We start from the raw sequence: 21,422 nt of genomic DNA, 5'->3' as shown, positions 1-21,422 counted from the left end.
CACCAGCCTGCTGGAGGGGGTGAACAACCGGATCAAGGTGATCAAGCGCATGGCCTATGGCTTCAGGGACGCCGATTACTTTTTCCTGAAAATCAAGGCCGCCTTCCCCGGGAAAATGCGATGAACCAAAATCCTTTTCCAAAAAACGCCTGTAGGTCGCGGAACATAGCACAGCCAACGCTACAGACCGATCAACGAAAACAGGCCCCCTGCTGTGCAGAAGGGCGAGGAGGTGCCGGACCAAACGCTCAGTAGTGATACCGGCACATCACGATCTGCAGCGCATCGCCATCGACCGTGTAGACCAGCCGGTGCTCCTCGCTGATGCGCCGCGACCAGAAGCCGCTGAGGTTGTGCTTGAGGGGTTCCGGCTTGCCGATACCGCTGAACGGATTGCGCTGGGCGTCACGGATCAACAGGTTGATCCGTTTGAGCCCTGCCTTGTCGTTCTGCTGGAACCACAGGTAGTCGTCCCAGGCCTCGGGCGTGAAGAGGATGTTCAAGCCCGATCACTCCTCGTCGATCAGCTGCTGCGCCTGCGCCTTGCCAGCCCGCAGGCTGTTGATCGACTTGATAAGCCGCTCGGCATTGGCCGGCGAGCGCAGCAGATAGGCGGTCTCTTCGAGCGCGTTGTAGTCGGCCAGGGAAATCATCACCACCGGCTCGCCCTTCTGCCGGGTCACCAGGATGGGGGTACGGTCGCTGTTCACGCGATCCATGGTTTCCGCCAGATGCTGGCGGGCAGCGGTGTAGTTGATGGTCTGCATGCTTATCTCCTATAGAGCCCGGTCAATGTACAGAAATACGTACATAATAGACAGCAAACTCGACAGGTGCCCTGCTGCCGGCCAGCGATCGACTACAAACACTCCCCCACCACCCGCGCCAGCCTTTGCACGCGCGGGTCCATCAGCACGTACGGGCCGAGGGTGTTGGTGACGAAGCCGAAGGCCAGTTCACGCTCGGGGTCGGCGAAGCCGATGGAGCCGCCGGCGCCGGGGTGGCCGAAGGCGTGGCGGCCGAGGCCGTAGGTGGCGTTGGGCACCTCGGGCTGCTCGAGCATCAGGCCGAGCCCCAGGCGGGTGTGGGTCAGCAGGGTGCGGTCGTCGCCCAGGCTGTGCTCGCGGGTCATCTCGGCGAGCAGGGCGCTGTCGAGCAGGCTGCCGTCGAGCAGTCCCGCGTAGAAGCCGGCCAGGCTGCGCGCGTTGCCGTGGCCGTTGGCCGCCGGCTGCGCCATGCGCCGCCACTCCGGCTTGTTGGTGCTGGTCATGATCGACGGCGGGTTGGTGAAGGCGCGGGTGGTCATGGCCTGCGGCTCGCGCATCATCGCGTTGAGCACGCGCTGGGCGGCGGCGTCGCCGAGGTTGCCCTTGCCGCGGGAGATGTGGGCGACGCGGTGGAACTCGCTGTCGGGGAGGCCGATGTGGAAGTCGAGGCCCAGCGGCCGCGCGGTGCGCTCGACGATCACCTCGCCGGGATTGCGCCCGGTGGCGCGGCGGATCGGTTCGCCGACCAGCCAGCCGTAGGTGATGGGCGCATAGCCGTGACCGTCGCCCGGCGTCCACCACGGCGCCTCGGCGGCCAGCGCGGCGGTCATCGCCTCCCAGTCGTAGAGGGCTTCCGGCGGCAGCGGCTGGCGGATCGCCGGCAGGCCGGCGCGATGGCTGAGCAGCTGGCGCAGGGTGACGTGCTGCTTGCCGGCGGCGGCGAACTCCGGCCACAGGCGGGCGACCGGCTCGTCCAGCTCCAGCTTGCCCTCGCCGACCAGCTGCAGCGCCGCGACGGCGGTGAAGGCCTTGGTGCAGGAATACAGGTTGAGGATGGTGTCGGTGTGCCAGGGCTCCTGGCCATCCCTGTCGGCCATGCCGGCCCACAGGTCGAGCACCGTCTCACCGCCGATCTGCACGCACAGCGCGGCGCCGCGCTCCTGCGGGTCGTTGAACAGCTCGGCGAAGGCGTCCTTCACCGCCTCGAACTGCAGGTCGAAATAGCCGTGGATGTGCATGGGGACTCCTGTGCCAGGTTTACGGTTGCGCGCGGCCATGGGCATGGATGGTGCGCATGGCGCACCCTACTACGCGCCGCACGGGTGCGCCGCGCGCACCGGCAATATGAACTCAGTCGATCTGTCGGCGGAACGGCGGCAGGGTGTTGAGGATGGCCTTGCCGTAGCGCTGGGTGACCACGCGGCGGTCGAGCAGGGTCACCGTGCCGGTGTCCTGCTCGGTGCGCAGCAGGCGGCCGCAGGCCTGGATCAGGCGCAGCGAGGCGTCGGGCACGGCGATCTCCATGAACGGGTTGCCGCCGCGCGCCTCGATCCACTCCGACAGCGCCGCCTCGACCGGATCGTCCGGCACGGCGAAGGGGATCTTGGCGATCACCACGTGCTCGCACCAGGCGCCGGGCAGGTCGACACCCTCGGCGAAGCTGGCCAGGCCGAACAGCACGCTGGGCTCGCCGTCGTCGACACGCGCCTTGTGCTTGTTGAGGGTCTCCTGCTTGGACAGGTTGCCCTGGATCAGCACGCGCTTGCGCCAGTCGCGCTCGAGCCCGTCGAACACCTCCTGCATCTGCTTGCGCGAGGAGAACAGCACCAGGCTGCCGCGCGCGCCCTCGAGCATGGCCGGCAGCTCGCGGACGATGGCCGCGGTGTGCTCGTCGGCCTTGCGCGGGTCGGCCTGGATGTCAGGGACGTGCAGCAGGCCGGCCTCGGCATAGCGGAACGGGCTGGGCACCACCGCGGTGACAGCGTTCTTCGGCAGGCCGGAGCGCATCCGGAAGCGCTCGAAGCTGCCCAGTGCGGTGAGGGTCGCCGAGGTCACCAGGGCGCCATGGGCGACGTTCCACAGGTGGCGGCGCAGGGTCTCGGCGGCGAGGATCGGGCTGGCGTTGACCTCGATGTCGTGATAGCTGCCGTTCTCCACCAGGGTCAGCCAGCGCGCCGTCGGCGGGCTGTCCTCGGGGTCCTCGCTGGTGAAGGCGGTCCACAGCTCCCAGTTGCTCTGCGCACGCGCCAGCAGGCTGCCGAACAGCGGATACCACTCCTCGGCCTGGTAGTTGCTCACTCCGGCGCTGCCGTCGCCGTCCATCGCCTCCTTGAGGATGTCGCTCATCCGGGTGAACTGGTCGGTGAGGCGGTTGAAGCCCTTCTTCAGCTCGATGCCCATCTCGCGCAGGTGCTCGGGCACCACGCCGCCGGGGAAGCGGTGGCGCGGCCGGTCGCGGCCTTCCATGTCCTCGCCGGGGCGGAAGTCGCCGAGTTCCTCGCAGGCGGCCTGGACGAACTGCTGCTGGGCGCGGATCTCGCGGGCCAGCTCCGGCACGCCCTCGACCAGCCGGCCGAAGTCGCCGGGCAGCGGGTTCTGCGCCAGCAGGCGGGTGAGGTTCTTGGCGATCTGCTCCAGCCACTCGGCGGTGGAGCGCAGGCGGGTGAAGTGGGCGAAGTGGCCGATGGCCTTGTCCGGCAGGTGGTGGCCCTCGTCGAACACGTAGAGGGTGTCGCCGGGCGGCGGCAGGATGGCGCCGCCGCCGAGGGCCAGGTCGGCCAGCACCAGGTCGTGGTTGGTGACGATCACGTCGACCTTGGTCATGCCCTCGCGCGCCTTGTAGAAGGCGCACTGCTGGAAGTTCGGGCAGTGGCGGCCGGTGCACTGGGTGTGGTCGGTGGTCAGCCGCGCCCACTGGGCGTCGTCGATGGCCTCCGGCCAGGCGTCGCGATCGCCGTCCCAGCGGCTGCCGGCCAGGCGCTCGATCATGCTGTTGAACAGCTTCTGGCTGGCCTCGTCGACGTCGATGCGGAAGCCCTCCTCCTCGAACAGCTGGGCGGTGGCGCCCTGGGCGGCGCCTTCCTGCAGCAGCAGGTCGAGCTTGGACAGGCACAGGTAGCGGCCGCGGCCCTTGGCCAGGGCGAAGCTGAAGGACAGACCGCTGTTGCGCGCCAGGTCGGGCAGGTCCTTGAAGACGATCTGTTCCTGCAGGGCGACGGTGGCGGTGGCGATCACCAGGCGCTTGCCGGCGGCCTTGGCGGCCGGGATCGCCGCCAGGGTGTAGGCCACCGTCTTGCCGGTACCGGTGCCGGCCTCCACCGCCACCACCGCCGGCTCGCCGAGGCGCTTGCCCTCGTCGTCGACCGCGATGGCGCCGAGGCCCTTGGCCACTTCGGCGATCATCAGGCGCTGGCCGTAGCGCGGCTTGAGGCCCTTGGCCTCGAGGAAACGGGAGTAGGCGCCCTGGATCTGGGACTTGAGTTCGGTGCTGAGCATGGCGGGCGCGCTGGATATGCGTTCAGTGATCGGGACGGGCGCCATGATAGCGCGACCGCCCGGTCACTGCAGGGCAGATCACCCGAAAGGTCGACGCCGGCTCAGGCAGCCTCGGCCTTGGCAACCGGCGGGTGCTCCGCCTGGCCATCCGCCTCGTCCACCGCCACCTCGCGGGTGGCCTGCACCAGTTGCTCGACCACGGCGGCGGCCGGCGGCAGGCGGTCCAGCCAGAAGGCGCCGAACAGCAGCAGCAACAGGCGGTCGCGGGTCGGGCTGGCGCTGGCCTTGAGCCGATCGCGACAGGCGACCAGCTGCAGCAGGTGCAGGGCGAACACGGCGGCAGCGGCCACGTCGATCAGCAGGGCGAAGGGCGCGGCGAAGGGTGCGGCCAGGTTGACCAGCACCGCCAGCCAGAACGGCACGGCCAGCAGGCGGCCCAGGGTCGTCAGCAGTTTCATGGGCATGTCCGGAGGAAACCAGCGCGCACCTTAGCTGCAGGCCGCGGGGCTGCCAAGTACGGGCCGACGCAGCGGGCGCGGCGAGGGGCCGCATGTCCCTCGCCTGCGGACGCTCCGTTCAGCGGTCGATCACGATCTCCACCCGACGGTTCTGCGCACGCCCGTCGTCGCTGGCGTTGTCGACCAGCGGCTGGCTCTCGCCGAAACCGCGGGTGCTCAGCCTGTCGGCCGCCACGCCGCGACTGGCCAGGTAGTTCGCCACGCTGGCGGCGCGCCGCTCGGAAAGCTTCTGGTTGTAGGCGTCGCTGCCGACGCTGTCGGTGTGCCCCTCGACGCGGATCGCCTGCACGTCAGGCGCGGCGAGCCTGTCCAGCAGCCCGTCGAGGGTCGCCATGGCCGCCGGGGTCAGCTTGGCCGAGTCGAAGGCGAACAGCACCTCGCCCTGATCGCTGAGCACGATCACCTCGTCCTGCGGGGCCGGCGGCTCGGCGACCGGGGCGGCGGCGGGATACTCCTTGAGCGGGCAGCCGTTGTGATGCACCGCGGTCCCCTCCGGAGTGTCCGGGCAGCGGTCGCGGCGGTCGAAGACGCCGTCCTTGTCGGCATCGCCGTCCTGGACGTAGCACAGCAGGCCGCCGACGATGGCGCCGGCGGCGGCACCGCCGCCAGCCATGGCCGCGCTTTCGGTGGCGCCCAGGCCGCCGCCGGCAAGGCCGCCGATCAGGCTGCACCAGGGCCAGTTGCGCTGGTTGAGCGGAGCATCGCCGGTACTGGTGGTGGAGGCGCAACCGGCCAGCAGGGTGCTGGCGAGGATCGCGGGCAGAGCGGCTCTTGCAAGTGCGTTTGCCATGATGCAGTTCTCCTTTGCATCGGTCCTTATTGCCGATAGGAGCAAGTAAAGACGCCCCCCGCCGCCACTGCCAGCTGGCACCGCAGCCCCCGACCGGACTACCCTAGCGCCCCCTGTCAGACTGCCGACGATACCGCCGATGTCCCACTCCTCCTGCCCCTGCGGCAGCGGCCTGCCGCTGGCCGACTGCTGCGCTCGCTACCATGCCGGCGGCGTGCCGGAAACCGCCGAAGCGCTGATGCGCTCGCGCTACAGCGCCTACGTGCTGGGCCTGATCGACTACCTGGTGGCCACCACCCTGCCCGCCCAGCAGGCCGGCCTCGAGCGCGAGGCCATGGCCGCCTGGAGCGCGCAGAGCCGCTGGCTGGGACTGTCGGTGGAAGCGCACCGGCCGCAGGGCGGCACGCCGGAACGCGCGCAGGTGACCTTCGTCGCGCGCTGGCAGGATGCGGCCGGCGAACACGCCCACCGCGAACGCTCGGATTTCGTGAGGGTCGACGGCCGCTGGTACTTCATCGACCCGACCGTGGCGCTCAAGGCCGGGCGCAACGACCCGTGCCCGTGCGGCAGCGGGCAGAAGTTCAAGAAGTGCTGCGGGGGCCTGGCCTGAGCGCGGCCCCCGCCAAGGCCGTCACTCGGCCAGGCGCAGGTGCGAGGTGTCCGGCGGCGGCGCGGTCGGCGCCGCCCTGGCCTGGCCCATGTCGCTGCCGACCGGCGCCACGCTGAGCTGGCTGAGGTCCAGCGCCGGGGCCACCGGCGCCGGGCGCGCGTCCTGCAGGTCGACGCCGACCGGCGCCAGGCCGAAGTCCGGCGCCGCCACTTCGCGGAACGCCGCCATGTACTGGTCGCGCGGGACCACCTTCAGCTCGGGGAAATCGCCGGCGGCCGGCGCCGGGCGCGCGGCGGGCGCCACCGCTGCCGGAGTCGCTGCCACGCCGGGGGCCGGCGCCGCAGCCGGCTCGGCCTGACCGAGCGGGGCGACCTCGACCATCGCGCCGGCACGCGCCAGGGTCAGGCGGTACTTTTCCGCGCTCTCGGCATCCAGGCCGCCCTTGATCACGATGCGCCGTCCGGAGAACAGCGCGGCGATGCGCTGCGGGTCGGCCTGGAACAGCCGCGCCAGATTGGCCTTGACCTGCTCCGGCTCGGCTCCCGGCATCAGCTCGCCGGCGAAGGCCACTTCAAAGAGATTGCTCAACCGTCACACTCCTGTCCTTTTTCCTGCGCACTATGACGCTGGTTTTTTTACTGCAACATTCCCGCAACAACACGTTGCAGCCCGTCCGTCGATTGTTACACTCGGGCATCCAACGGAGTCATGGCATGCTTTTCCCGGCACATCCAACAAGAATCCTCGGCTTCCTCCTGCTCCTGCTGGCCGGCTCCGGCCTGAGCGGTTGTGCCACCTGGCTCGGTGGCGGCTTCAAGGATCCCGACGTGCAGCTGGTCAAGGTCGAGGTGATCCGCGCCCGCCTGCTCGAGCAGGAGTTCAAGCTGCGCTTTCGCGTCGACAACCCCAACGACGTGAGTCTGCCGATCCGCGGCCTGGTTTACACGGTTTTCCTCAACGACGTGAAGCTGGCAAGCGGCGAATCCGCCACCTGGTTCACCGTTCCGGCCAACGGCCGCGAGGAATTCGAGGTGCCGGTGAACACCAACCTCTGGCGGCACATGAAATACATCGTCAAACTGTTGGAGAAGCCCGACAAACCGATCCGCTATCGCCTCGAAGGCGAGGTGAAGACCGGGCTGATGTTCGGCCGCCGCGTCCAGCTGGCACGCAGCGGCCAGATAGTTCCCGGCGATTTCATTCCGGAGTGAGCGATGAATCAGCAAGCCCACGTGCATGGCCCCGACTGCAACCACGGCCATGACCACCACGAACCCCACGTCCACGGCCCGCACTGCAACCACGGCCACCAGGAGCCGGTGCGCAACCCGCTGAAGGACGTCGGCCGCAACGATCCCTGCCCGTGCGGCAGCGGCCAGAAGTACAAGAAGTGCCACGGCGCCTGAGTCGACGATGAGCACGCTGTCCCTCGGCCTGTTGCTGGCCGGAGTCCTGGTGGTGCTGGTGCTGGGCGGCTACGCCCTGCACCTGTGGCGCCGGGTGTGGGCCCAGCAGAAGGCCTACGCCACCGCCGAGAGCGAACGCCAGCAGCGCCTCAACGGCGACCTGCGCATCCTCGCCGGCAGCCTGCTCGACGGGCAGCTGCCGCTGATCGAGGGCGCCATCCGCATCAAGGTGCTGCTCGACAACTACGACATCGCCCTCAGCGGCCACGAGCACTGCCAGGTATTCCACACCCTGTTCGACGCCACCTCGGGCATCCCCACCCATGCCGCCTGGAAGCAGCTCTCCGCCGCCGAGCGCCGCGCCCACGAGAAGCACTTCAGCGAGCTGGAACTCCGCCACAAGGCCGCCGCCCGCAAGGGTGCCCGCTGGCTGCTCGACGAAGGCCTGCCGCCGCCGCTCGCCCGGGCCGGCTGAGCCCGCCTGCACGGCGCCTGACGGCTCTTGTCAGGCGCCCTTTCGCCGCCTAACGTAGCGCCCTTTTCCGGCCCGGCGAACACGCCGGGCCGATCCCGTCCGCCCGTTTCCGGAGCCCCGTCATGCCGCTGCGTTCGTTCCGCCCCCTCGCCCTGCTGGCGGGCGCTTCCGCCCTGACCGCGCTGGTCAGCCTGAGCGGCTGCCAGACCTGGCTGGACAACCGCTACCAGGACAGCCTGCCGCCGAGCTCCGGGGTGCAGCCGCTCAAGGGCCTGGCCGACACGGTGTCGGTGCGCCGCAACCCGCTGGGCATGCCGCTGATCGAGAGCCGCAGCTACCACGATGCGCTGTTCGCCCTCGGCTACGTGCACGCCAGCGACCGCATCGGCCAGATGGTCGGCCTGCGCCTGATGGCCCAGGGCCGCCTGGCCGAGATGGCCGGCCCCGGCGTGCTGGAGATCGACCGCTTCATGCGCGCGGTGAACCTGCGTGAGAGCGCCGACATCGTCTGGAAGAACGCCTCGCCGCGCCTGCGCCGCTTCTTCGAGGTCTACGCCCGCGGCGTCAACGCCTGGCTGTTCCGCCACCGCGACAGGCTGCCGATGGACCTGGCCGCCTCCGGCTACCGCCCGGAATACTGGAAGCCCGAGGACTCGGCGCTGATCTTCTGCCTGCTCAACTTCGGCCTGTCGGTCAACCTGCAGGAGGAGATCGCCGGCCTGGCGCTGGCGCAGAAGGTCGGCACCGAGCAGCTGGCCTGGCTGCTGCCGACCTACCCGGACGAGCCGCTGCCGGTCGACGAGGCGGACAAGCTCAAGGGTCTCCGGCTCGGCGGGCAGATCCCCGGCCTGGCCGCCCTCGACGGCGCCGCCGGCCAGCTGGCGGCGCTCAACATGCTCGGCGTGGCGGCGTCGAACAACTGGGCGATCGCCCCGCAGCGCAGCCGCAGCGGCAAGAGCCTGCTGGCCAACGACCCGCACCTGCCGCTGACCCAGCCCTCGCTGTGGAGCTTCGTGCAGCTGCGCACGCCGAAATACCAGGTCGCCGGTCTTTCGGTGGCCGGCATCCCCGCGGTGGTCGCCGGCTTCAACGGCAAGCTGGCCTGGGGCATGACCATGGTCATGGGCGACACCCAGGACCTGTTCCTCGAGCAGGTGCGCCGCCAGGGCAACCGCCTCGAATACCTCGCCGACGGCCAGTGGCAGCCGGCGCGCGAACGCCAGGAAACCTTCTTCATCAAGGGCCAGCGGCCGATCCGCGAAACCGTCCTGGAAACCCGCCACGGCCCGCTGCTCAACAGCGTGCTCGGCGAGCGCAAGGATCCGCTGCAGCCGATCGCCCTGGCCAGCGGCTACGGCATCGCCCTGAAGAGCAGCCTGTTCGAGGCCGACCAGACCCTCGACGCCTTCTTCGACCTGTCGCGCGCGCAGTCGGTGGACGAAGCCCACGAGCCGGTGCGCAACATCCGCGCCCTCGGCCTCAACCTGGTCTACGCCGACGCCCAGCACATCGCCTGGCAGGTCACCGGCCGCTACCCCAACCGCAAGGGCGGCCGCGGCCTGGTCCCCTCGCCCGGCTGGGACGGCCAGTACGGCTGGGACGGCTACGCCGACACCATGCTGCATCCCTACGACCAGGACCCGCCGCAGGGCTGGTTGGGCACTGCCAACCAGCGCACCGTGCCGGGCGGCTACGGCGTGCAGCTGTCCAGCTCCTGGTTCTACCCCGAGCGCGCCGAGCGCATCGCCGAGCTGGCCGGCGCCGGCACGCGCCACGACGCGCGCAGCATGATCGCCATGCAGTACGACCAGCAGACGCCGTTCGCCGCCAAGCTCAAGGCGATGTTCGCCGACCCCGGCATGGCCCAGCCGCTGCAGCAGGCCATCGCCGCCCTGCCCGGTGGCGATCGCGAGCGCGCGCAGGAGGCGCTCAAGCGCCTGCAGGCCTTCGACGGCCGCCTTGCGGCGCAATCGGCCGACGCCGCGCTGTACGCCATGTTCCTCCAGGAAAGCGCGCGGCAGACCTTCCTCGACGAGCTGGGCCCGGAGGACAGCCCGGCCTGGCAGGGCCTGGTGGAGATCGCCAAGCTCAGCTACTCGGCGCAGGCCGACCACCTGCTCGGCCGCCAGGACAGCCCGTTCTGGGACGACGTGCGCACGCCGCACAAGGAAGACAAGCCGGCGATCCTCGCGCGCAGCCTGGCCGGCGCGGTGGCGCGCCTGGAGAGCGAACTGGGCGGCAACCGCAGCGCCTGGCAGTGGGGCAAGCTGCACCGCTACCAGTGGGACAGCGACGCCACCCGCCTGGCGCCGTACATGAGCGCCGGCCAACGCGCCAGCCTGGCGAGCATCCGGGACTACCTGGACCGCGGTCCCTACCCGGCCGGCGGCGACCACAGCACGCTGAACGTCTCGGCCTGGCTGTGGGGCAAGGACTTCGACACCTGGCTGATCCCCTCCGCGCGCATGGTGGTCGACTTCGGCCAGGACGAGCCGCTGCAGGCGGTCAACAGCTCCGGGCAGTCGGGCAATCCGGCAAGCCCGCACTATGCCGACGGCATCGACGCCTGGCTCAAGGGTCGCTACCAGATCTTGCCGTTCCAGGAGCGCAACCTCGACCGCGCCTACGGCAGCCAGCGCCTGCTGCTGACCCCGGGGCGGTAACGGCGCACGTCCATGGGGTGCGCACGGCGCACCCTACCGGCGAGATCCGTAGCCTGTGGCGTACCCTGGCGTGCTCCGTAGGGTGCGCCCTGCGCACCTGAGCCTTCGCCACGGGGCTAGTCTGTAAAGATGCTCCCGCATCGCCGAGGCCGCCCCATGTCCGCCGAACGCCAGGCCCAGCTCGCCCGCTACCGCTGCAACCTGCAGGGTGAAATCGACAGCGCCGCGCTGTATCGCGCCCTCGCCCGCTACGAAAGCCGCCCGGAGCTGGGCGAGCTGTACCGCCGCCTGGCCGCCATCGAGGAGCGCCATGCCGAGTTCTGGCGCACGCAGTTCCGCCAGCTCGGCGCCAGCGCGCCGGAGCTGGCGCCGAGCTGGCGCACCCGCCTGCTGATCCGCATCGCCCGCCTGCTCGGCCCGGACTGGGTGATCGGCGCCGCCGCCTCGCTGGAGCAGATCGACCGCGGCCAGTACGACGACCAGCCGGAAACCTGCGATACCGGCATGCCCGGCCAGGAGCGCTCCCACGCCCGCCTGCTCAGCGAGCTGGCGCGTGGCCGGCGCAACACCTGGAACGGCCGCCTGTTCGCCAGCCTGGAAGGCCGCCACGGCGCCGGCGGCGGCAATGCCCTGCGCGCCGCAGTGCTCGGCGCCAACGATGGCCTGGTGTCCAACTTCAGCCTGGTGATGGGCGTGGCCGGTGCCGCCTTCTCCGCCGACGCCCTGCTGCTCACCGGCCTGGCCGGCCTGCTCGCCGGCGCCTGCTCGATGGCCCTCGGCGAGTGGCTGTCGGTGCAGAACGCCCGCGAGCTGTACGAGCAGCAGATCGCCACCGAGCGCGACGAACTGGAAATGGTGCCCGACGAGGAAGCCGAGGAACTGGTGCTGATCTACCGCGCCAAGGGCCTCGACGAGGGCAAGGCGCGCGCCATGGCCGAAGGCATCATGGCCGACAAGAGCCGCGCGCTGGACACCCTGGTGCGCGAGGAGCTGGGCGTCGATCCCGACGACCTCGGCGGCTCGGCCTGGCTGGCGGCGATCACCTCCTTCGTGGTGTTCAGCCTCGGCGCGCTGATCCCGGTGCTGCCGTTCCTGCTGCTCGACGGCCAGGCCGCCGTCGTCGCCTGCGCCCTGTTCAGTGCCGGCGGGCTGTTCCTGATCGGCGCCCTGGTAACCCTGTTCACCGGCCGCGGCCTGCTCTACTCCGGCCTGCGCCAGGTGGCCTTCGGCCTCGGCGCGGCGGCGATCACCTATGGCCTCGGGCACTGGCTGGGGGTGACGGTGGGGGGCTGAGTCGTGAATACTCGGAACACTGTAAAGGCCCCTGCTCCCGCCACATAAGAAGACATCATGGATCGATCCAAAATCGCGCTGTTCATCGACGTTGAAAACCTGACCCACTGGCTGAAGAACAATGGCCCCGACCTGCTGATAACCGAACTCAGCGCCATCGGCCAACTGATCGTTCGACGCGCTTATGGCAACTGGGGCAACCCTTGCGTGCAGGGCTTTCAGAGCGAACTCAACCGCTTGGGATTCGAGCTGATCCACAATTTTCATCCGGTCAGCAAGAAGAACTCTTCGGACATTCAGCTGACCATCGACGTCATCGACTACGCTCACAACCTGCCGGGCATTCAATGGTTCGTCCTGGCGACGGGTGATTCGGATTTCTCCCCATTGTTCCGCAAGCTCCGCGAAATGGGTAAGGAAGTGATCGGCGTAGGCCCGAAGTCGCCGCTGAGTGAAAGCGTGAAGACCTCCTGTTCAAAGTACATCTACACCAACACAGAGCAAGCAACCAGCAAGAAAGAGCTGCGCTCGAATACCGACGACGCCATGGATCTTGCGGAAAAAATCCTCCGCGCCGCCGATCAGACACTGCCGCTCTCCACTCTGAAGAACGGCATGCTCAGCGTCGACAGTGCCTTCAACGAGCGCGACCTCGGTTATCGCTCGTTCATCGATTTTCTCAAGGCCATCGACTCGATTGAGGTTGCTCAAGACGGCAAGAATAAATCCTGGACCGCAACTCTGAAAAACGGCGACCTGACGTCAGAAACCAGAGAAGAAAACCATCAGGAGGCATTGGTAAAGGCCTACGAGAGACTGCTGAGGAAAAAGCAGTGGCGACTTGTGTCCAGCAAGGCGCTCAACGAGGTTTACCAGATCGCACGCAATCATCCGAACCAGAGCAAGGAGCGCATTGCCGAAGAGGCCCAAAAGCGCAGCGAGACAATCACCAACGTCGAAATCAACAAAGCGCTAACCATATTGGTCCGTTCGCGCGTTCTCAAGATCAGCGGTTACAGCGACTCAGGGGAAAAGCTGTGGCAAATAGATTCAGAGCTGAATCTGGCGCGCACTGTGGATGTCGCCATGCTTTCACGACTCTTCTCGGCCTGCCGGGAAAACAACACCAAGATCGACAAGCTTTCACTGAGAGACCTGCTTTACGGGAAGTATGACAACGGCGCCCTTGAGCACCTGATCGAGCAGGCATCTGTACAAACGGAAAAAGCTGAAGCCTGAGATCTGCAGCCACGACTCTCATCTCAGCCCCCAGCGATTGGACCTGAAGCCCTCGCCATCGACATACCGAAGGCTACGCTTTCCCTGACGCACCGCAGCCCGGTGCGTCGGGAGGCTCACATGAAAGAACACGCCCACCGGCCAGGCGCCAGCGAACGCCTGGCCCTGCTGCGCCGCTTCGCCGAGCCGCTGCTGGGCGTGGACAGCGCCGAGTTCGCCGCGCTGTTCGACCGCTACGCCGACGCCCGCGTGGTGCTGATCGGCGAGGCCAGCCACGGCACCAGCGAGTTCTACCGCGCCCGCGCGGCCATCACCCGCCGCCTGATCGAAAAACACGGCTTCAGCATAGTCGCCGTCGAGGCCGACTGGCCGGACGCCGCGCAGATCGACCGCCAGGTGCGCGCTCAGGAGCCGCCCACCTGGACGCGCCAGGCCTTCCGGCGCTTCCCCACCTGGATGTGGCGCAACCGCGAGGTCGCCGGGTTCTGCGCCTGGCTCACGCAACACAACGCGGCGCTGCCCATGGCGCGGCGCGTCGAGTTCCGCGGCCTCGACGTGTACAGCCTGAGCGCCTCGATCAGCGCGGTGCTCGACTACCTGGACCGCACCAACGCCGAGGCGGCACAGGCCGCGCGCCAGCGCTACGGCTGCCTGAAGCCCTGGGAGAACGCGCCGGCGCTGTACGGACGCAACGTCCTGCACGGCCAGCGCTCCTGCGAGGACGCGGTGGTCGAACAGCTGCGCGCCCTGCTCGAACAGCGCCTGGAGCACCTGGCCGAGGGCGGCGAGGCGTTCTTCGACGCCACCCAGAACGCCCGCGTGGTGCAGGCCGCCGAGCAGTACTACCGGGCCATGTACCACGGCTCGGTCGCCTCGTGGAACCTGCGCGACCAGCACATGTTCGACAGTCTCGAGCGCCTGCTGGAGCACCGCGGCCCGGCGGCGAAGGCGGTGGTCTGGGCGCACAACTCGCACATCGGCAACGCCAGCGCCACCGCCATGGGCTGGGCCGGCGAGTTCAACATCGGCGAGCTGTGCCGCGACGCCTGGGGCCGCGAGGCGGTGCTGATCGGCATGGGCACCCACCGCGGCACGGTGGCGGCGGCCGACAACTGGGACGAGCCGATGCGGATCAAGCAGGTGCGCCCCTCGCGTCACGACAGCTGGGAGCAGGTGTTCCTGCAGGCCGGCATCCCCGCCTCGCTCACCGACTGGCGTGGCGACGCCCGCGATGAGCTGCGCGCCGCGCTGTCCGACACCCTACTGGAGCGCGCCATCGGCGTGATCTACCGCCCGGAGAGCGAACGGCAGAGCCACTACTTCGAGGCAGTGCTGGCCGAGCAGTTCGACGCCTGGCTGTGGCTGGAGCAGACCTGTGCGGTCACCCCGCTCGACCGGGAAACCCCGCACGGCGGCGAGGACGAGACCTGGCCGTTCGGGGAGTAGCCGGAAACGAACGAGCCGCGACAGGCGCGGCTCGTTTTCGACAGCGGAGCGGCTCAGGCCTTGGGCAGGGTCACCCCGGTCTGGCCCTGGTACTTGCCGCCGCGGTCCTTGTAGGACACTTCGCACTCCTCGTCGGACTGCAGGAACAGCATCTGCGCCACGCCCTCGTTGGCGTAGATCTTCGCCGGCAGGGTGGTGGTGTTGGAGAACTCCAGGGTCACGTGGCCTTCCCACTCCGGCTCGAGCGGGGTGACGTTGACGATGATGCCGCAGCGCGCGTAGGTGCTCTTGCCCAAGCAGATGGTCAGCACGTCGCGCGGGATGCGGAAGTACTCGACGGTTCGCGCCAGGGCGAAGGAGTTCGGCGGGATGATGCAGACGTCGCCCTTGACGTCGACGAAGCTCTTCTCGTCGAAGTTCTTCGGGTCGACGGTGGCCGAATGGATGTTGGTGAACACCTTGAATTCGTCGGCGCAGCGCACGTCGTAGCCGTAGCTGGACACCCCGTAGGAGATGACCCGGTCGGAATCGGCACCGCGCACCTGACGCTCGACGAAGGGCTCGATCATGCCGTGCTCGAGGGCCATGCGGCGAATCCACTTGTCCGATTTGATGCTCATGGCGGGTGTCCTGCTCAGGCTGTGCGAGATAAAGGTCGGGCGCGCATCTTACCGGGGCGCAAAGCCCGGTTCAAAGGCTTGCCGACCACGAGTCTCGACCTGCCGCCGGTCGCTTGCGGCAAAAAAATGAAAATAAAGCTCGCTTCCTGGCGCAAAACGCGTATGGTGGCTGCAGCTGCTGCATGTGTCACCGTGAATCGCTACAAAATGTCCGGATCTCAATCCAGTCATTGCTACGACTCCTAACTCCTTGCATTCAGTTCCCGGCCCGGAATTTCCAGGTCACCCACCTTTTCAAACTCATGCAAGGAGACATTCACATGTCCAATCGCCAAACCGGTACCGTCAAGTGGTTCAACGATGAGAAAGGCTTCGGCTTCATCACCCCGCAATCCGGTGACGACCTCTTCGTACACTTCCGCGCCATTCAGAGCGACGGCTTCAAGAGCCTGAAAGAAGGCCAAGCCGTTTCTTTCGTCGCGACCCGCGGCCAGAAAGGCATGCAAGCCGAGGAAGTCCAGGTCATCTGACCTGTTCTTTCCCGCAAAAGACCCCGCCCAGGCGGGGTTTTTTTATGCCTGCGATTTCTTCCCGAGACGGGCGACGGCAACGCCGCCGCCCGTCTCGCGGATCAATCCTCGCTGATGCTGATGCTCGGCATCGCCGGCGCCGTCTGGCGCACCAGCCGCGCGCCAACCTTGCACGCCAGCTGCTGGTAAAGCAGCGCCAGCGGACCGTCCGGCTCGGCCACCACGGTCGGCTTGCCGCCGTCGGCCTGCTCGCGGATGGCCATGGCCAGCGGCAGGGAGGCCAGCACCTCGACGCCGTACTGCGCGGCCAGCTTGGCCCCGCCGCCCTCGCCGAACAGGTGCTCAGCATGCCCACAGTTCGAGCAGATGTGCACCGCCATGTTCTCCACCACGCCGAGCACCGGGATGTTGACCTTGGTGAACATCTCCACGCCCTTCCTGGCATCCAGCAGGGCCAGGTCCTGCGGGGTGGTGACGATCAGCGCGCCGGCCACCGGCACCTTCTGCGCCAGGGTCAGCTGGATGTCGCCGGTGCCCGGCGGCATGTCCACCACCAGGTAGTCGAGGTTGTCCCAGGCGCTCTGGGTGATCAGCTGCAGCAGCGCGCCGGAGGCCATCGGCCCGCGCCAGACCATCGGCGTGCGCTCGTCGGCGAGGAAGGCCATCGACATCACCTGCACGCCGTGGGCCTCGAGCGGCACGAACCACTGGCCGTCCCTCACCTGCGGGCGGGTGCCGTCCTTGATGCCGAGCATCAGCCCCTGGCTGGGGCCGTAGATGTCGGCGTCGAGGATGCCGACCCGCGCGCCCTCGCGGGCCAGCGCCAGCGCCAGGTTGGCGGCGGTGGTCGACTTGCCGACGCCGCCCTTGCCGGAGGCCACGGCGATGACGTTCTTCACCCCGGCCAGCGCCTGGGTCTGCGCCGGCACCTGGTGGGCGGGGATCACGCAGTCCACCTGCACCACGGCTTCGGTCACGCCGTCGAGATTCTCCAGGCCGGACTCGAGCAGCTCGGCCCAGCCGGCCTTGAACAGCCCGGCGGCGTAGCCCAGCTCCAGACGCACGCGCACGCGACCGCCGTCGATGGCGACGTCGCGCAGGCAGCCGGCGCTGACCGGGTCCTGATCGAGATGCGGATCAAGGTACTGACGCAGAACCGCCTCGACGGCGGCGCGGGTGACGGCACTCATGGGTGACTCCCGGGAAGAATGGTTGAGCGGAACAGGGGGATATCCTACCCGAGCGCCAGCCCCGCGGATGAAAAAAACCGCCCGTGCCTATATAGTTCCCGCCTTTCCCTGTTTCGCCAGTGCAGCCGATCATCATGTCCGAGCCCCGCCAGATTCTCGTTACCAGCGCCCTGCCCTACGCCAACGGCTCCATCCACCTGGGCCACATGCTCGAGTACATCCAGACCGACATCTGGGTGCGCTTCCAGAAACAGCGCGGCAACCAGTGCATCTACGTCTGCGCCGACGACGCCCACGGCTCGGCGATCATGCTGCGCGCCGAGAAGGAAGGCATCACGCCCCAGCAGCTGATCGACGGCGTGCAGGCCGAGCACAGCGGCGATTTCGCCGACTTCCTGGTCAACTTCGACAACTTCCACTCGACCCACTCGATCGAGAACCGCGAGCTGGCCACCGGCATCTACCTGAAGCTGCGCGAGGCCGGACACATCGCCACCCGCTCGGTGACCCAGTACTTCGATCCCGAGAAGGGCATGTTCCTCGCCGACCGCTTCATCAAGGGCACCTGCCCGAAGTGCGCCGCCGAGGACCAGTACGGCGACAACTGCGAGAAGTGCGGCGCCACCTACGAGCCGACCGAGCTGAAGGACCCGCGCTCGGCGATCTCAGGCGCCACCCCGGTGCTGCGCGACTCCAAGCACTTCTTCTTCAAGCTCCCCGACTTCGAGGCGATGCTCAAGCAGTGGACCCGCGGCGGCGCCCTGCAGGACGCGGTGGCCAACAAGATCGCCGAATGGCTGGACGGCGGCCTGCAGGAGTGGGACATCTCCCGCGATGCACCCTACTTCGGCTTCGAGATCCCCGACGAGCCGGGCAAGTACTTCTACGTCTGGCTGGACGCGCCGGTCGGCTACATGGCCAGCTTCAAGAACCTCTGCGCGCGCCGCCCGGAGCTGGACTTCGACGCCTTCTGGAACAAGGATTCCAAGGCCGAGCTGTACCACTTCATCGGCAAGGACATCGTCAACTTCCACACCCTGTTCTGGCCGGCGATGCTGGAAGGCGCCGGCTACCGCAAGCCGACCGCGGTCAACGTGCACGGCTACCTGACCGTCAACGGCCAGAAGATGTCCAAGTCGCGCGGCACCTTCATCAAGGCGCGCACCTACCTGGATCACCTCAATCCCGAGTACCTGCGCTACTACTACGCCAGCAAGCTGTCGCGCGGCGTGGACGATCTGGACCTCAACCTCGAGGACTTCGTGCAGAAGGTCAACTCGGACCTGGTCGGCAAGGTGGTCAACATCGCCAGCCGCTGCGCCGGCTTCATCCACAAGGGCAACGCCGGGGTGATGGTCGACGCCAATCCCGAGCCCGAGCTGTGGGAGGCCTTCCAGGCCGCCGCGCCGAGCATCGCCGAGGCCTACGAGCACCGCGACTTCGGCCGCGCCATGCGCGAGATCATGCATCTGGCCGACCGCGCCAACGCCTGGATCGCCGACAAGGCGCCGTGGGCGCTGAACAAGGTCGAGGGCAAGCAGGCCGAGGTCCAGGAGATTTGCGCCTTCGGCGTCAACCTGTTCCGCCAGCTGGTGATCTTCCTCAAGCCGGTGCTGCCCAACCTGGCCGCCGCCGCCGAGGGCTTCCTCAACGTCGCCCCGCTGACCTGGCAGGACCACGAGCTGCGCCTGGCCAACCACCAGCTCAACCCGTTCACCCCGCTGATGACCCGTATCGAACCTGCGAAGATTGACGCCATGATCGAAGCCTCCAAGGAAGACCTCGCCGCCCAGAGCACCGAAGCCGCCGCCCCGACCGGCAATGGCGAGCTGGTCAAGGAGCCGCTGGCTGCGGAAATCAACTTCGACGCCTTCGCCGCCGTCGACCTGCGCATCGCCCTGATCGAGAAGTGCGAGTTCGTCGAGGGCGCCGACAAGCTGCTGCGCCTGACCCTGGACATCGGCGACGCCAAGCGCAACGTGTTCAGCGGCATCAAGTCCGCCTACCCGGACCCGAGCAAGCTGGAGGGCCGCCTGACCCTGTACGTGGCCAACCTGGCGCCGCGCAAGATGAAGTTCGGCCTGTCCGAGGGCATGGTGCTGGCCGCCGGCCCGGGCGGCGAGGAGATCTTCCTGCTCAGCCCGGACGCCGGCGCCAAGCCGGGCCAGCGCGTGCACTGACTGCTGGCACGTCAATGGTTCCCATGCTCCGCGTGGGAACCCCGCCTTGGACGCTCCGCGTCCAGCCGCAGGAGCGGCTCGGGCTGCATGCCCACGCAGGAGCGTGGGCATGATCGGAACCTCACGCGGGCACGCATCACCGATTTTTCCCGCCGCCGCGGTTAAACTTGGCGGCCTCGCTTTCTGAACCACGCAAGGACGCATGAAGAAATCCACCGTCGTATTCACCAGCGTGCTCACCGGCGGCGTGCTGATGTCCGTCCTCCACCACGACGCGGTCTACCGCGACCGCTACGCCAGCCAGGAGGAGTGCCAGGCCGACTGGGCCCAGCACGCCTGGGCCTGCGAGCCCGAGAGCAGCGGCGGCAGCGGTGGCTCCGGCTACGTCGGCGTCAGCCGCTATCTCGGCCCCAGCTACGAGGACGGCTCCCGCCCCTACACGGCCCGCCAGCACCTGGTGCAGACCCGGCAGATGGTCGCCCGTGGCGGCTTCGGCAGCTCCGGGGCGCGCTTCTCGGGGGGCGGCTGATGCAGCGCCGCGCCTTCACCCCGCGACCGCACTGGCGCGCCCAGTGCGAGCAGCTGGGTTTCACCTTCCACAGCATCGACGGCACCTACTGGGACGAGTCGGCCGCCTACGAGTTCTCCCTGGAGCAGATCGAGACGCTGGAAAGCGCCAGCGAGGACCTGCACCAGCGCTGCCTGGAGGCGGTGGACTGGATCGTCCGCCATGAGCACTTCGCGCCCTTCGCCCTGCCGCCGCGCGCTCGCGAGCTGATCGTCGACTCCTGGCAGCGGCAGGAGCCCAGTCTGTACGGACGCTTCGACTTCTCCTGGGACGGCACGGGCGCGCCGAAGCTGCTCGAGTACAACGCCGACACCCCCACCGGCCTGCTGGAAGCCAGCGTGGTACAGTGGTTCTGGCTGCAGGACGTGCTGCCGGACGCCGACCAGTTCAACTCGCTGCACGAGCAGTTGATCGAGCGCTGGCGGGCGCTCGATCCCGGCGATCCGGTGCACTTCGCCGCCCTCGCCGGCCATGAGGAGGACACCGGCAACGCCCTGTACCTGCTGGACACCGCGCACCAGGCGGGCCTGGCCAGCGACTACCTGCCGATCGAGCGGATCGGCTTCGATGCCGCGCGGCGCTGCTTCGTCGACGAGGACGGCCGGCCGATCCGCCACTGCTTCAAGCTGTATCCGTGGGAATGGCTGCTGGAGGACGAATTCGGTGCCCACGTGGCGACCAGCGGCATCCGCTTCCTCGAACCGGCGTGGAAGCTGCTGCTGTCGTGCAAGGCGCTGCTGCCGATCCTCTGGCGGCTGTTTCCCGAGCACCCCAACCTGCTGCCGGCCAGCTTCGGAGACGACCTGCCGCTGCCCCACGTGCGCAAGCCGCTGTATTCGCGCGAGGGCGAGAACATCCGCATCGTCAGCGAGGGCGGCATCCTGGCCAGCGACGGCCCGCATGGCCAGGCGCCGTGCATCTGGCAGGCGTATGCGCCGCTGCCGGAGTTCGCCGGCAACTACCCGGTGCTCGGCTGCTGGATGGTCGGCGAGCGCGCCGCGGGCCTGGGCATCCGCGAGGATGCCGGGCCGATCACCCGCGACAGCAGCCGCTTCGTGCCGCACTTCTTCCGCAACGCCTGAGCCCACCGAATCCAAGGAGATCCCGTCGTGGACCTGCTGCAAACCCTGCCCAGCTTCCTCGCCTACTTCGCCACTGCGCTGGCCCTGTTCGGCCTGTTCGCCAGCCTGTACATCCGCCTGACGCCCTACGCCGAACTGGAACTGATCCGTGCCGGCAACCTCGCCGCCGCCCTGGCCCTAATCGGCGCGCTGCTCGGCTTCGCCCTGCCGCTGGCCAGCAGCATCGCCCACAGCACCAGCCTGCTCGACATGCTGGTGTGGGGCTGCATCGCCATGCTGGTGCAGGCGCTGGTCTACCTGGCGGTCGCCCGGCTGCTCCCCGAGCTGCGCCAGGGCATCACCGGCAACTGCCTGGCCCACGGCCTGTTCCTCGGCGGCAGCGCCCTGTGCGCCGGCCTGCTCAACGCCGCCTGCATGGTCTACTGACATCCCGCAGGCGCCGGCGCCTCTGGCCCGCGCCTGCGACAAGGGCGCTCGCGACAATGGGACGCACCTCGCTCCGAGCCGGCTGCAAGCCACGCAAATAGCCGGACACGCAGTATTTATTCCA

At 68.3% G+C, this 21,422-nt stretch carries 23 protein-coding genes; 14 read left to right on the top strand and 9 right to left on the bottom strand.

Annotation, left to right across the window (positions count from 1 at the left end):
- A partial coding sequence (locus RA210_RS03570) for a transposase (protein ID WP_201485414.1) occupies positions 1 to 124 on the top strand: 124 nt, incomplete at its 5' end.
- Positions 125 to 248: 124 nt separating this feature from the next.
- On the opposite strand, the gene RA210_RS03565 is transcribed toward RA210_RS03570, so the two are convergent.
- The 6 genes from RA210_RS03565 to RA210_RS03540 all read right to left on the bottom strand — a co-directional run bounded on the left by RA210_RS03565 (position 249) and on the right by RA210_RS03540 (position 5,570).
- Positions 249 to 503, bottom strand: coding sequence for a Txe/YoeB family addiction module toxin (locus RA210_RS03565; RefSeq protein WP_201485413.1), 255 nt, complete (start codon positions 501 to 503; stop codon positions 249 to 251).
- Positions 504 to 509: 6 nt separating this feature from the next.
- A complete protein-coding gene (locus tag RA210_RS03560; protein ID WP_201485412.1) occupies positions 510 to 767 on the bottom strand; it encodes a type II toxin-antitoxin system Phd/YefM family antitoxin in 258 nt (85 codons plus the stop codon).
- 92 nt (positions 768 to 859) lie between these two features.
- Positions 860 to 2,005, bottom strand: coding sequence for a serine hydrolase domain-containing protein (locus RA210_RS03555; RefSeq protein WP_136489217.1), 1,146 nt, complete (start codon positions 2,003 to 2,005; stop codon positions 860 to 862).
- 112 nt (positions 2,006 to 2,117) lie between these two features.
- The gene (dinG, locus tag RA210_RS03550) at positions 2,118 to 4,262 is read right to left on the bottom strand and encodes an ATP-dependent DNA helicase DinG (RefSeq protein ID WP_136489218.1); all 2,145 of its coding nucleotides are present in this window, start codon (positions 4,260 to 4,262) and stop codon (positions 2,118 to 2,120) included.
- A gap of 101 nt (positions 4,263 to 4,363) precedes the next feature.
- Positions 4,364 to 4,720 (bottom strand): DUF1145 domain-containing protein, encoded by a 357-nt coding sequence (locus tag RA210_RS03545; protein WP_201485411.1) that lies wholly within the window; start codon positions 4,718 to 4,720, stop codon positions 4,364 to 4,366.
- A 118-nt stretch (positions 4,721 to 4,838) separates the two neighbouring features.
- Positions 4,839 to 5,570, bottom strand: coding sequence for an OmpA family protein (locus RA210_RS03540; protein WP_136489220.1), 732 nt, complete (start codon positions 5,568 to 5,570; stop codon positions 4,839 to 4,841).
- A gap of 139 nt (positions 5,571 to 5,709) precedes the next feature.
- Here RA210_RS03540 and RA210_RS03535 point away from each other — a divergent pair, with 139 nt between their 5' ends.
- The gene (locus RA210_RS03535; protein WP_136489221.1) at positions 5,710 to 6,180 is read left to right on the top strand and encodes a YchJ family protein; all 471 of its coding nucleotides are present in this window, start codon (positions 5,710 to 5,712) and stop codon (positions 6,178 to 6,180) included.
- A 21-nt stretch (positions 6,181 to 6,201) separates the two neighbouring features.
- Here the strand turns inward: RA210_RS03535 and RA210_RS03530 are convergent, their stop codons facing one another.
- Positions 6,202 to 6,729 (bottom strand): hypothetical protein, encoded by a 528-nt coding sequence (locus RA210_RS03530; RefSeq protein ID WP_201485419.1) that lies wholly within the window; start codon positions 6,727 to 6,729, stop codon positions 6,202 to 6,204.
- Positions 6,730 to 6,893: 164 nt separating this feature from the next.
- Between RA210_RS03530 and RA210_RS03525 the strand changes: the two genes are divergently transcribed.
- The 7 genes from RA210_RS03525 (at position 6,894) to RA210_RS03495 (ending at position 14,702) form a co-directional block, all read left to right on the top strand.
- Entirely contained in the window at positions 6,894 to 7,391 is a 498-nt protein-coding gene (locus RA210_RS03525) for an LEA type 2 family protein (RefSeq protein ID WP_136489222.1), read from the top strand.
- Positions 7,392 to 7,394: 3 nt separating this feature from the next.
- Positions 7,395 to 7,586, top strand: coding sequence for an SEC-C metal-binding domain-containing protein (locus RA210_RS03520; RefSeq protein ID WP_136489223.1), 192 nt, complete (start codon positions 7,395 to 7,397; stop codon positions 7,584 to 7,586).
- Between the two features lie 7 nt (positions 7,587 to 7,593).
- Positions 7,594 to 8,061 (top strand): DUF2489 domain-containing protein, encoded by a 468-nt coding sequence (locus RA210_RS03515; RefSeq protein ID WP_136489224.1) that lies wholly within the window; start codon positions 7,594 to 7,596, stop codon positions 8,059 to 8,061.
- Between the two features lie 122 nt (positions 8,062 to 8,183).
- The gene (locus RA210_RS03510; RefSeq protein ID WP_136489225.1) at positions 8,184 to 10,724 is read left to right on the top strand and encodes a penicillin acylase family protein; all 2,541 of its coding nucleotides are present in this window, start codon (positions 8,184 to 8,186) and stop codon (positions 10,722 to 10,724) included.
- Positions 10,725 to 10,880: 156 nt separating this feature from the next.
- A complete protein-coding gene (locus RA210_RS03505; RefSeq protein ID WP_236574610.1) occupies positions 10,881 to 12,017 on the top strand; it encodes a VIT1/CCC1 transporter family protein in 1,137 nt (378 codons plus the stop codon).
- Between the two features lie 57 nt (positions 12,018 to 12,074).
- Positions 12,075 to 13,256 (top strand): NYN domain-containing protein, encoded by a 1,182-nt coding sequence (locus RA210_RS03500; protein WP_201485410.1) that lies wholly within the window; start codon positions 12,075 to 12,077, stop codon positions 13,254 to 13,256.
- A 120-nt stretch (positions 13,257 to 13,376) separates the two neighbouring features.
- Positions 13,377 to 14,702, top strand: a complete 1,326-nt coding sequence (locus RA210_RS03495) for an erythromycin esterase family protein (RefSeq protein ID WP_201485409.1) — start codon at positions 13,377 to 13,379, stop codon at positions 14,700 to 14,702.
- A gap of 53 nt (positions 14,703 to 14,755) precedes the next feature.
- On the opposite strand, the gene dcd is transcribed toward RA210_RS03495, so the two are convergent.
- On the bottom strand, positions 14,756 to 15,322 hold the full coding sequence (gene dcd / locus RA210_RS03490) for a dCTP deaminase (RefSeq protein WP_136489228.1): 567 nt from the start codon (positions 15,320 to 15,322) through the stop codon (positions 14,756 to 14,758).
- 320 nt (positions 15,323 to 15,642) lie between these two features.
- Between dcd and RA210_RS03485 the strand changes: the two genes are divergently transcribed.
- Entirely contained in the window at positions 15,643 to 15,852 is a 210-nt protein-coding gene (locus tag RA210_RS03485) for a cold-shock protein (protein ID WP_090214305.1), read from the top strand.
- Between the two features lie 101 nt (positions 15,853 to 15,953).
- Here the strand turns inward: RA210_RS03485 and apbC are convergent, their stop codons facing one another.
- Positions 15,954 to 17,042 (bottom strand): iron-sulfur cluster carrier protein ApbC, encoded by a 1,089-nt coding sequence (apbC, locus tag RA210_RS03480; protein ID WP_201485408.1) that lies wholly within the window; start codon positions 17,040 to 17,042, stop codon positions 15,954 to 15,956.
- Positions 17,043 to 17,176: 134 nt separating this feature from the next.
- On the opposite strand from apbC, the gene metG reads away from it, so the two are divergent.
- From metG to RA210_RS03460, 4 genes are all read left to right on the top strand, one after another.
- Entirely contained in the window at positions 17,177 to 19,222 is a 2,046-nt protein-coding gene (metG, locus tag RA210_RS03475) for a methionine--tRNA ligase (protein ID WP_201485407.1), read from the top strand.
- Between the two features lie 202 nt (positions 19,223 to 19,424).
- Positions 19,425 to 19,751, top strand: a complete 327-nt coding sequence (locus RA210_RS03470; protein WP_136489231.1) for a hypothetical protein — start codon at positions 19,425 to 19,427, stop codon at positions 19,749 to 19,751.
- Positions 19,751 to 20,872 (top strand): glutathionylspermidine synthase family protein, encoded by a 1,122-nt coding sequence (locus RA210_RS03465; protein WP_201485406.1) that lies wholly within the window; start codon positions 19,751 to 19,753, stop codon positions 20,870 to 20,872. Before RA210_RS03470 ends, RA210_RS03465 begins: the two co-directional genes overlap by 1 nt.
- 27 nt (positions 20,873 to 20,899) lie before the next feature.
- Entirely contained in the window at positions 20,900 to 21,298 is a 399-nt protein-coding gene (locus RA210_RS03460; protein ID WP_136489233.1) for a DUF350 domain-containing protein, read from the top strand.
- Positions 21,299 to 21,422 lie beyond the last annotated feature (124 nt).

Source organism: Pseudomonas sp. OF001 (assembly GCF_904426495.1).
In the GTDB taxonomy this organism is placed as follows: domain Bacteria; phylum Pseudomonadota; class Gammaproteobacteria; order Pseudomonadales; family Pseudomonadaceae; genus Geopseudomonas.
The sequence above is the reverse complement of the archived record's forward strand: the minus strand, read 5'-3'. Positions and strand labels throughout refer to the sequence as shown.

What these genes read in the sequence shown, in the direction of transcription:
- RA210_RS03560 (WP_201485412.1), bottom strand. Translation starts at nt 767, where the DNA reads ATGCAGACCATCAACTACACCGCTGCCCGCCAGCATCTGGCGGAAACC.
- RA210_RS03555 (WP_136489217.1), bottom strand. Translation starts at nt 2,005, where the DNA reads ATGCACATCCACGGCTATTTCGACCTGCAGTTCGAGGCGGTGAAGGAC.
- dinG (WP_136489218.1), bottom strand. Translation starts at nt 4,262, where the DNA reads ATGCTCAGCACCGAACTCAAGTCCCAGATCCAGGGCGCCTACTCCCGT.
- RA210_RS03545 (WP_201485411.1), bottom strand. Translation starts at nt 4,720, where the DNA reads ATGAAACTGCTGACGACCCTGGGCCGCCTGCTGGCCGTGCCGTTCTGG.
- RA210_RS03540 (WP_136489220.1), bottom strand. Translation starts at nt 5,570, where the DNA reads ATGGCAAACGCACTTGCAAGAGCCGCTCTGCCCGCGATCCTCGCCAGC.
- RA210_RS03535 (WP_136489221.1), top strand. Translation starts at nt 5,710, where the DNA reads ATGTCCCACTCCTCCTGCCCCTGCGGCAGCGGCCTGCCGCTGGCCGAC.
- RA210_RS03530 (WP_201485419.1), bottom strand. Translation starts at nt 6,729, where the DNA reads ATGCCGGGAGCCGAGCCGGAGCAGGTCAAGGCCAATCTGGCGCGGCTG.
- RA210_RS03525 (WP_136489222.1), top strand. Translation starts at nt 6,894, where the DNA reads ATGCTTTTCCCGGCACATCCAACAAGAATCCTCGGCTTCCTCCTGCTC.
- RA210_RS03520 (WP_136489223.1), top strand. Translation starts at nt 7,395, where the DNA reads ATGAATCAGCAAGCCCACGTGCATGGCCCCGACTGCAACCACGGCCAT.
- RA210_RS03515 (WP_136489224.1), top strand. Translation starts at nt 7,594, where the DNA reads ATGAGCACGCTGTCCCTCGGCCTGTTGCTGGCCGGAGTCCTGGTGGTG.
- RA210_RS03510 (WP_136489225.1), top strand. Translation starts at nt 8,184, where the DNA reads ATGCCGCTGCGTTCGTTCCGCCCCCTCGCCCTGCTGGCGGGCGCTTCC.
- RA210_RS03505 (WP_236574610.1), top strand. Translation starts at nt 10,881, where the DNA reads ATGTCCGCCGAACGCCAGGCCCAGCTCGCCCGCTACCGCTGCAACCTG.
- RA210_RS03500 (WP_201485410.1), top strand. Translation starts at nt 12,075, where the DNA reads ATGGATCGATCCAAAATCGCGCTGTTCATCGACGTTGAAAACCTGACC.
- RA210_RS03495 (WP_201485409.1), top strand. Translation starts at nt 13,377, where the DNA reads ATGAAAGAACACGCCCACCGGCCAGGCGCCAGCGAACGCCTGGCCCTG.
- dcd (WP_136489228.1), bottom strand. Translation starts at nt 15,322, where the DNA reads ATGAGCATCAAATCGGACAAGTGGATTCGCCGCATGGCCCTCGAGCAC.
- RA210_RS03485 (WP_090214305.1), top strand. Translation starts at nt 15,643, where the DNA reads ATGTCCAATCGCCAAACCGGTACCGTCAAGTGGTTCAACGATGAGAAA.
- apbC (WP_201485408.1), bottom strand. Translation starts at nt 17,042, where the DNA reads ATGAGTGCCGTCACCCGCGCCGCCGTCGAGGCGGTTCTGCGTCAGTAC.
- metG (WP_201485407.1), top strand. Translation starts at nt 17,177, where the DNA reads ATGTCCGAGCCCCGCCAGATTCTCGTTACCAGCGCCCTGCCCTACGCC.
- RA210_RS03470 (WP_136489231.1), top strand. Translation starts at nt 19,425, where the DNA reads ATGAAGAAATCCACCGTCGTATTCACCAGCGTGCTCACCGGCGGCGTG.
- RA210_RS03465 (WP_201485406.1), top strand. Translation starts at nt 19,751, where the DNA reads ATGCAGCGCCGCGCCTTCACCCCGCGACCGCACTGGCGCGCCCAGTGC.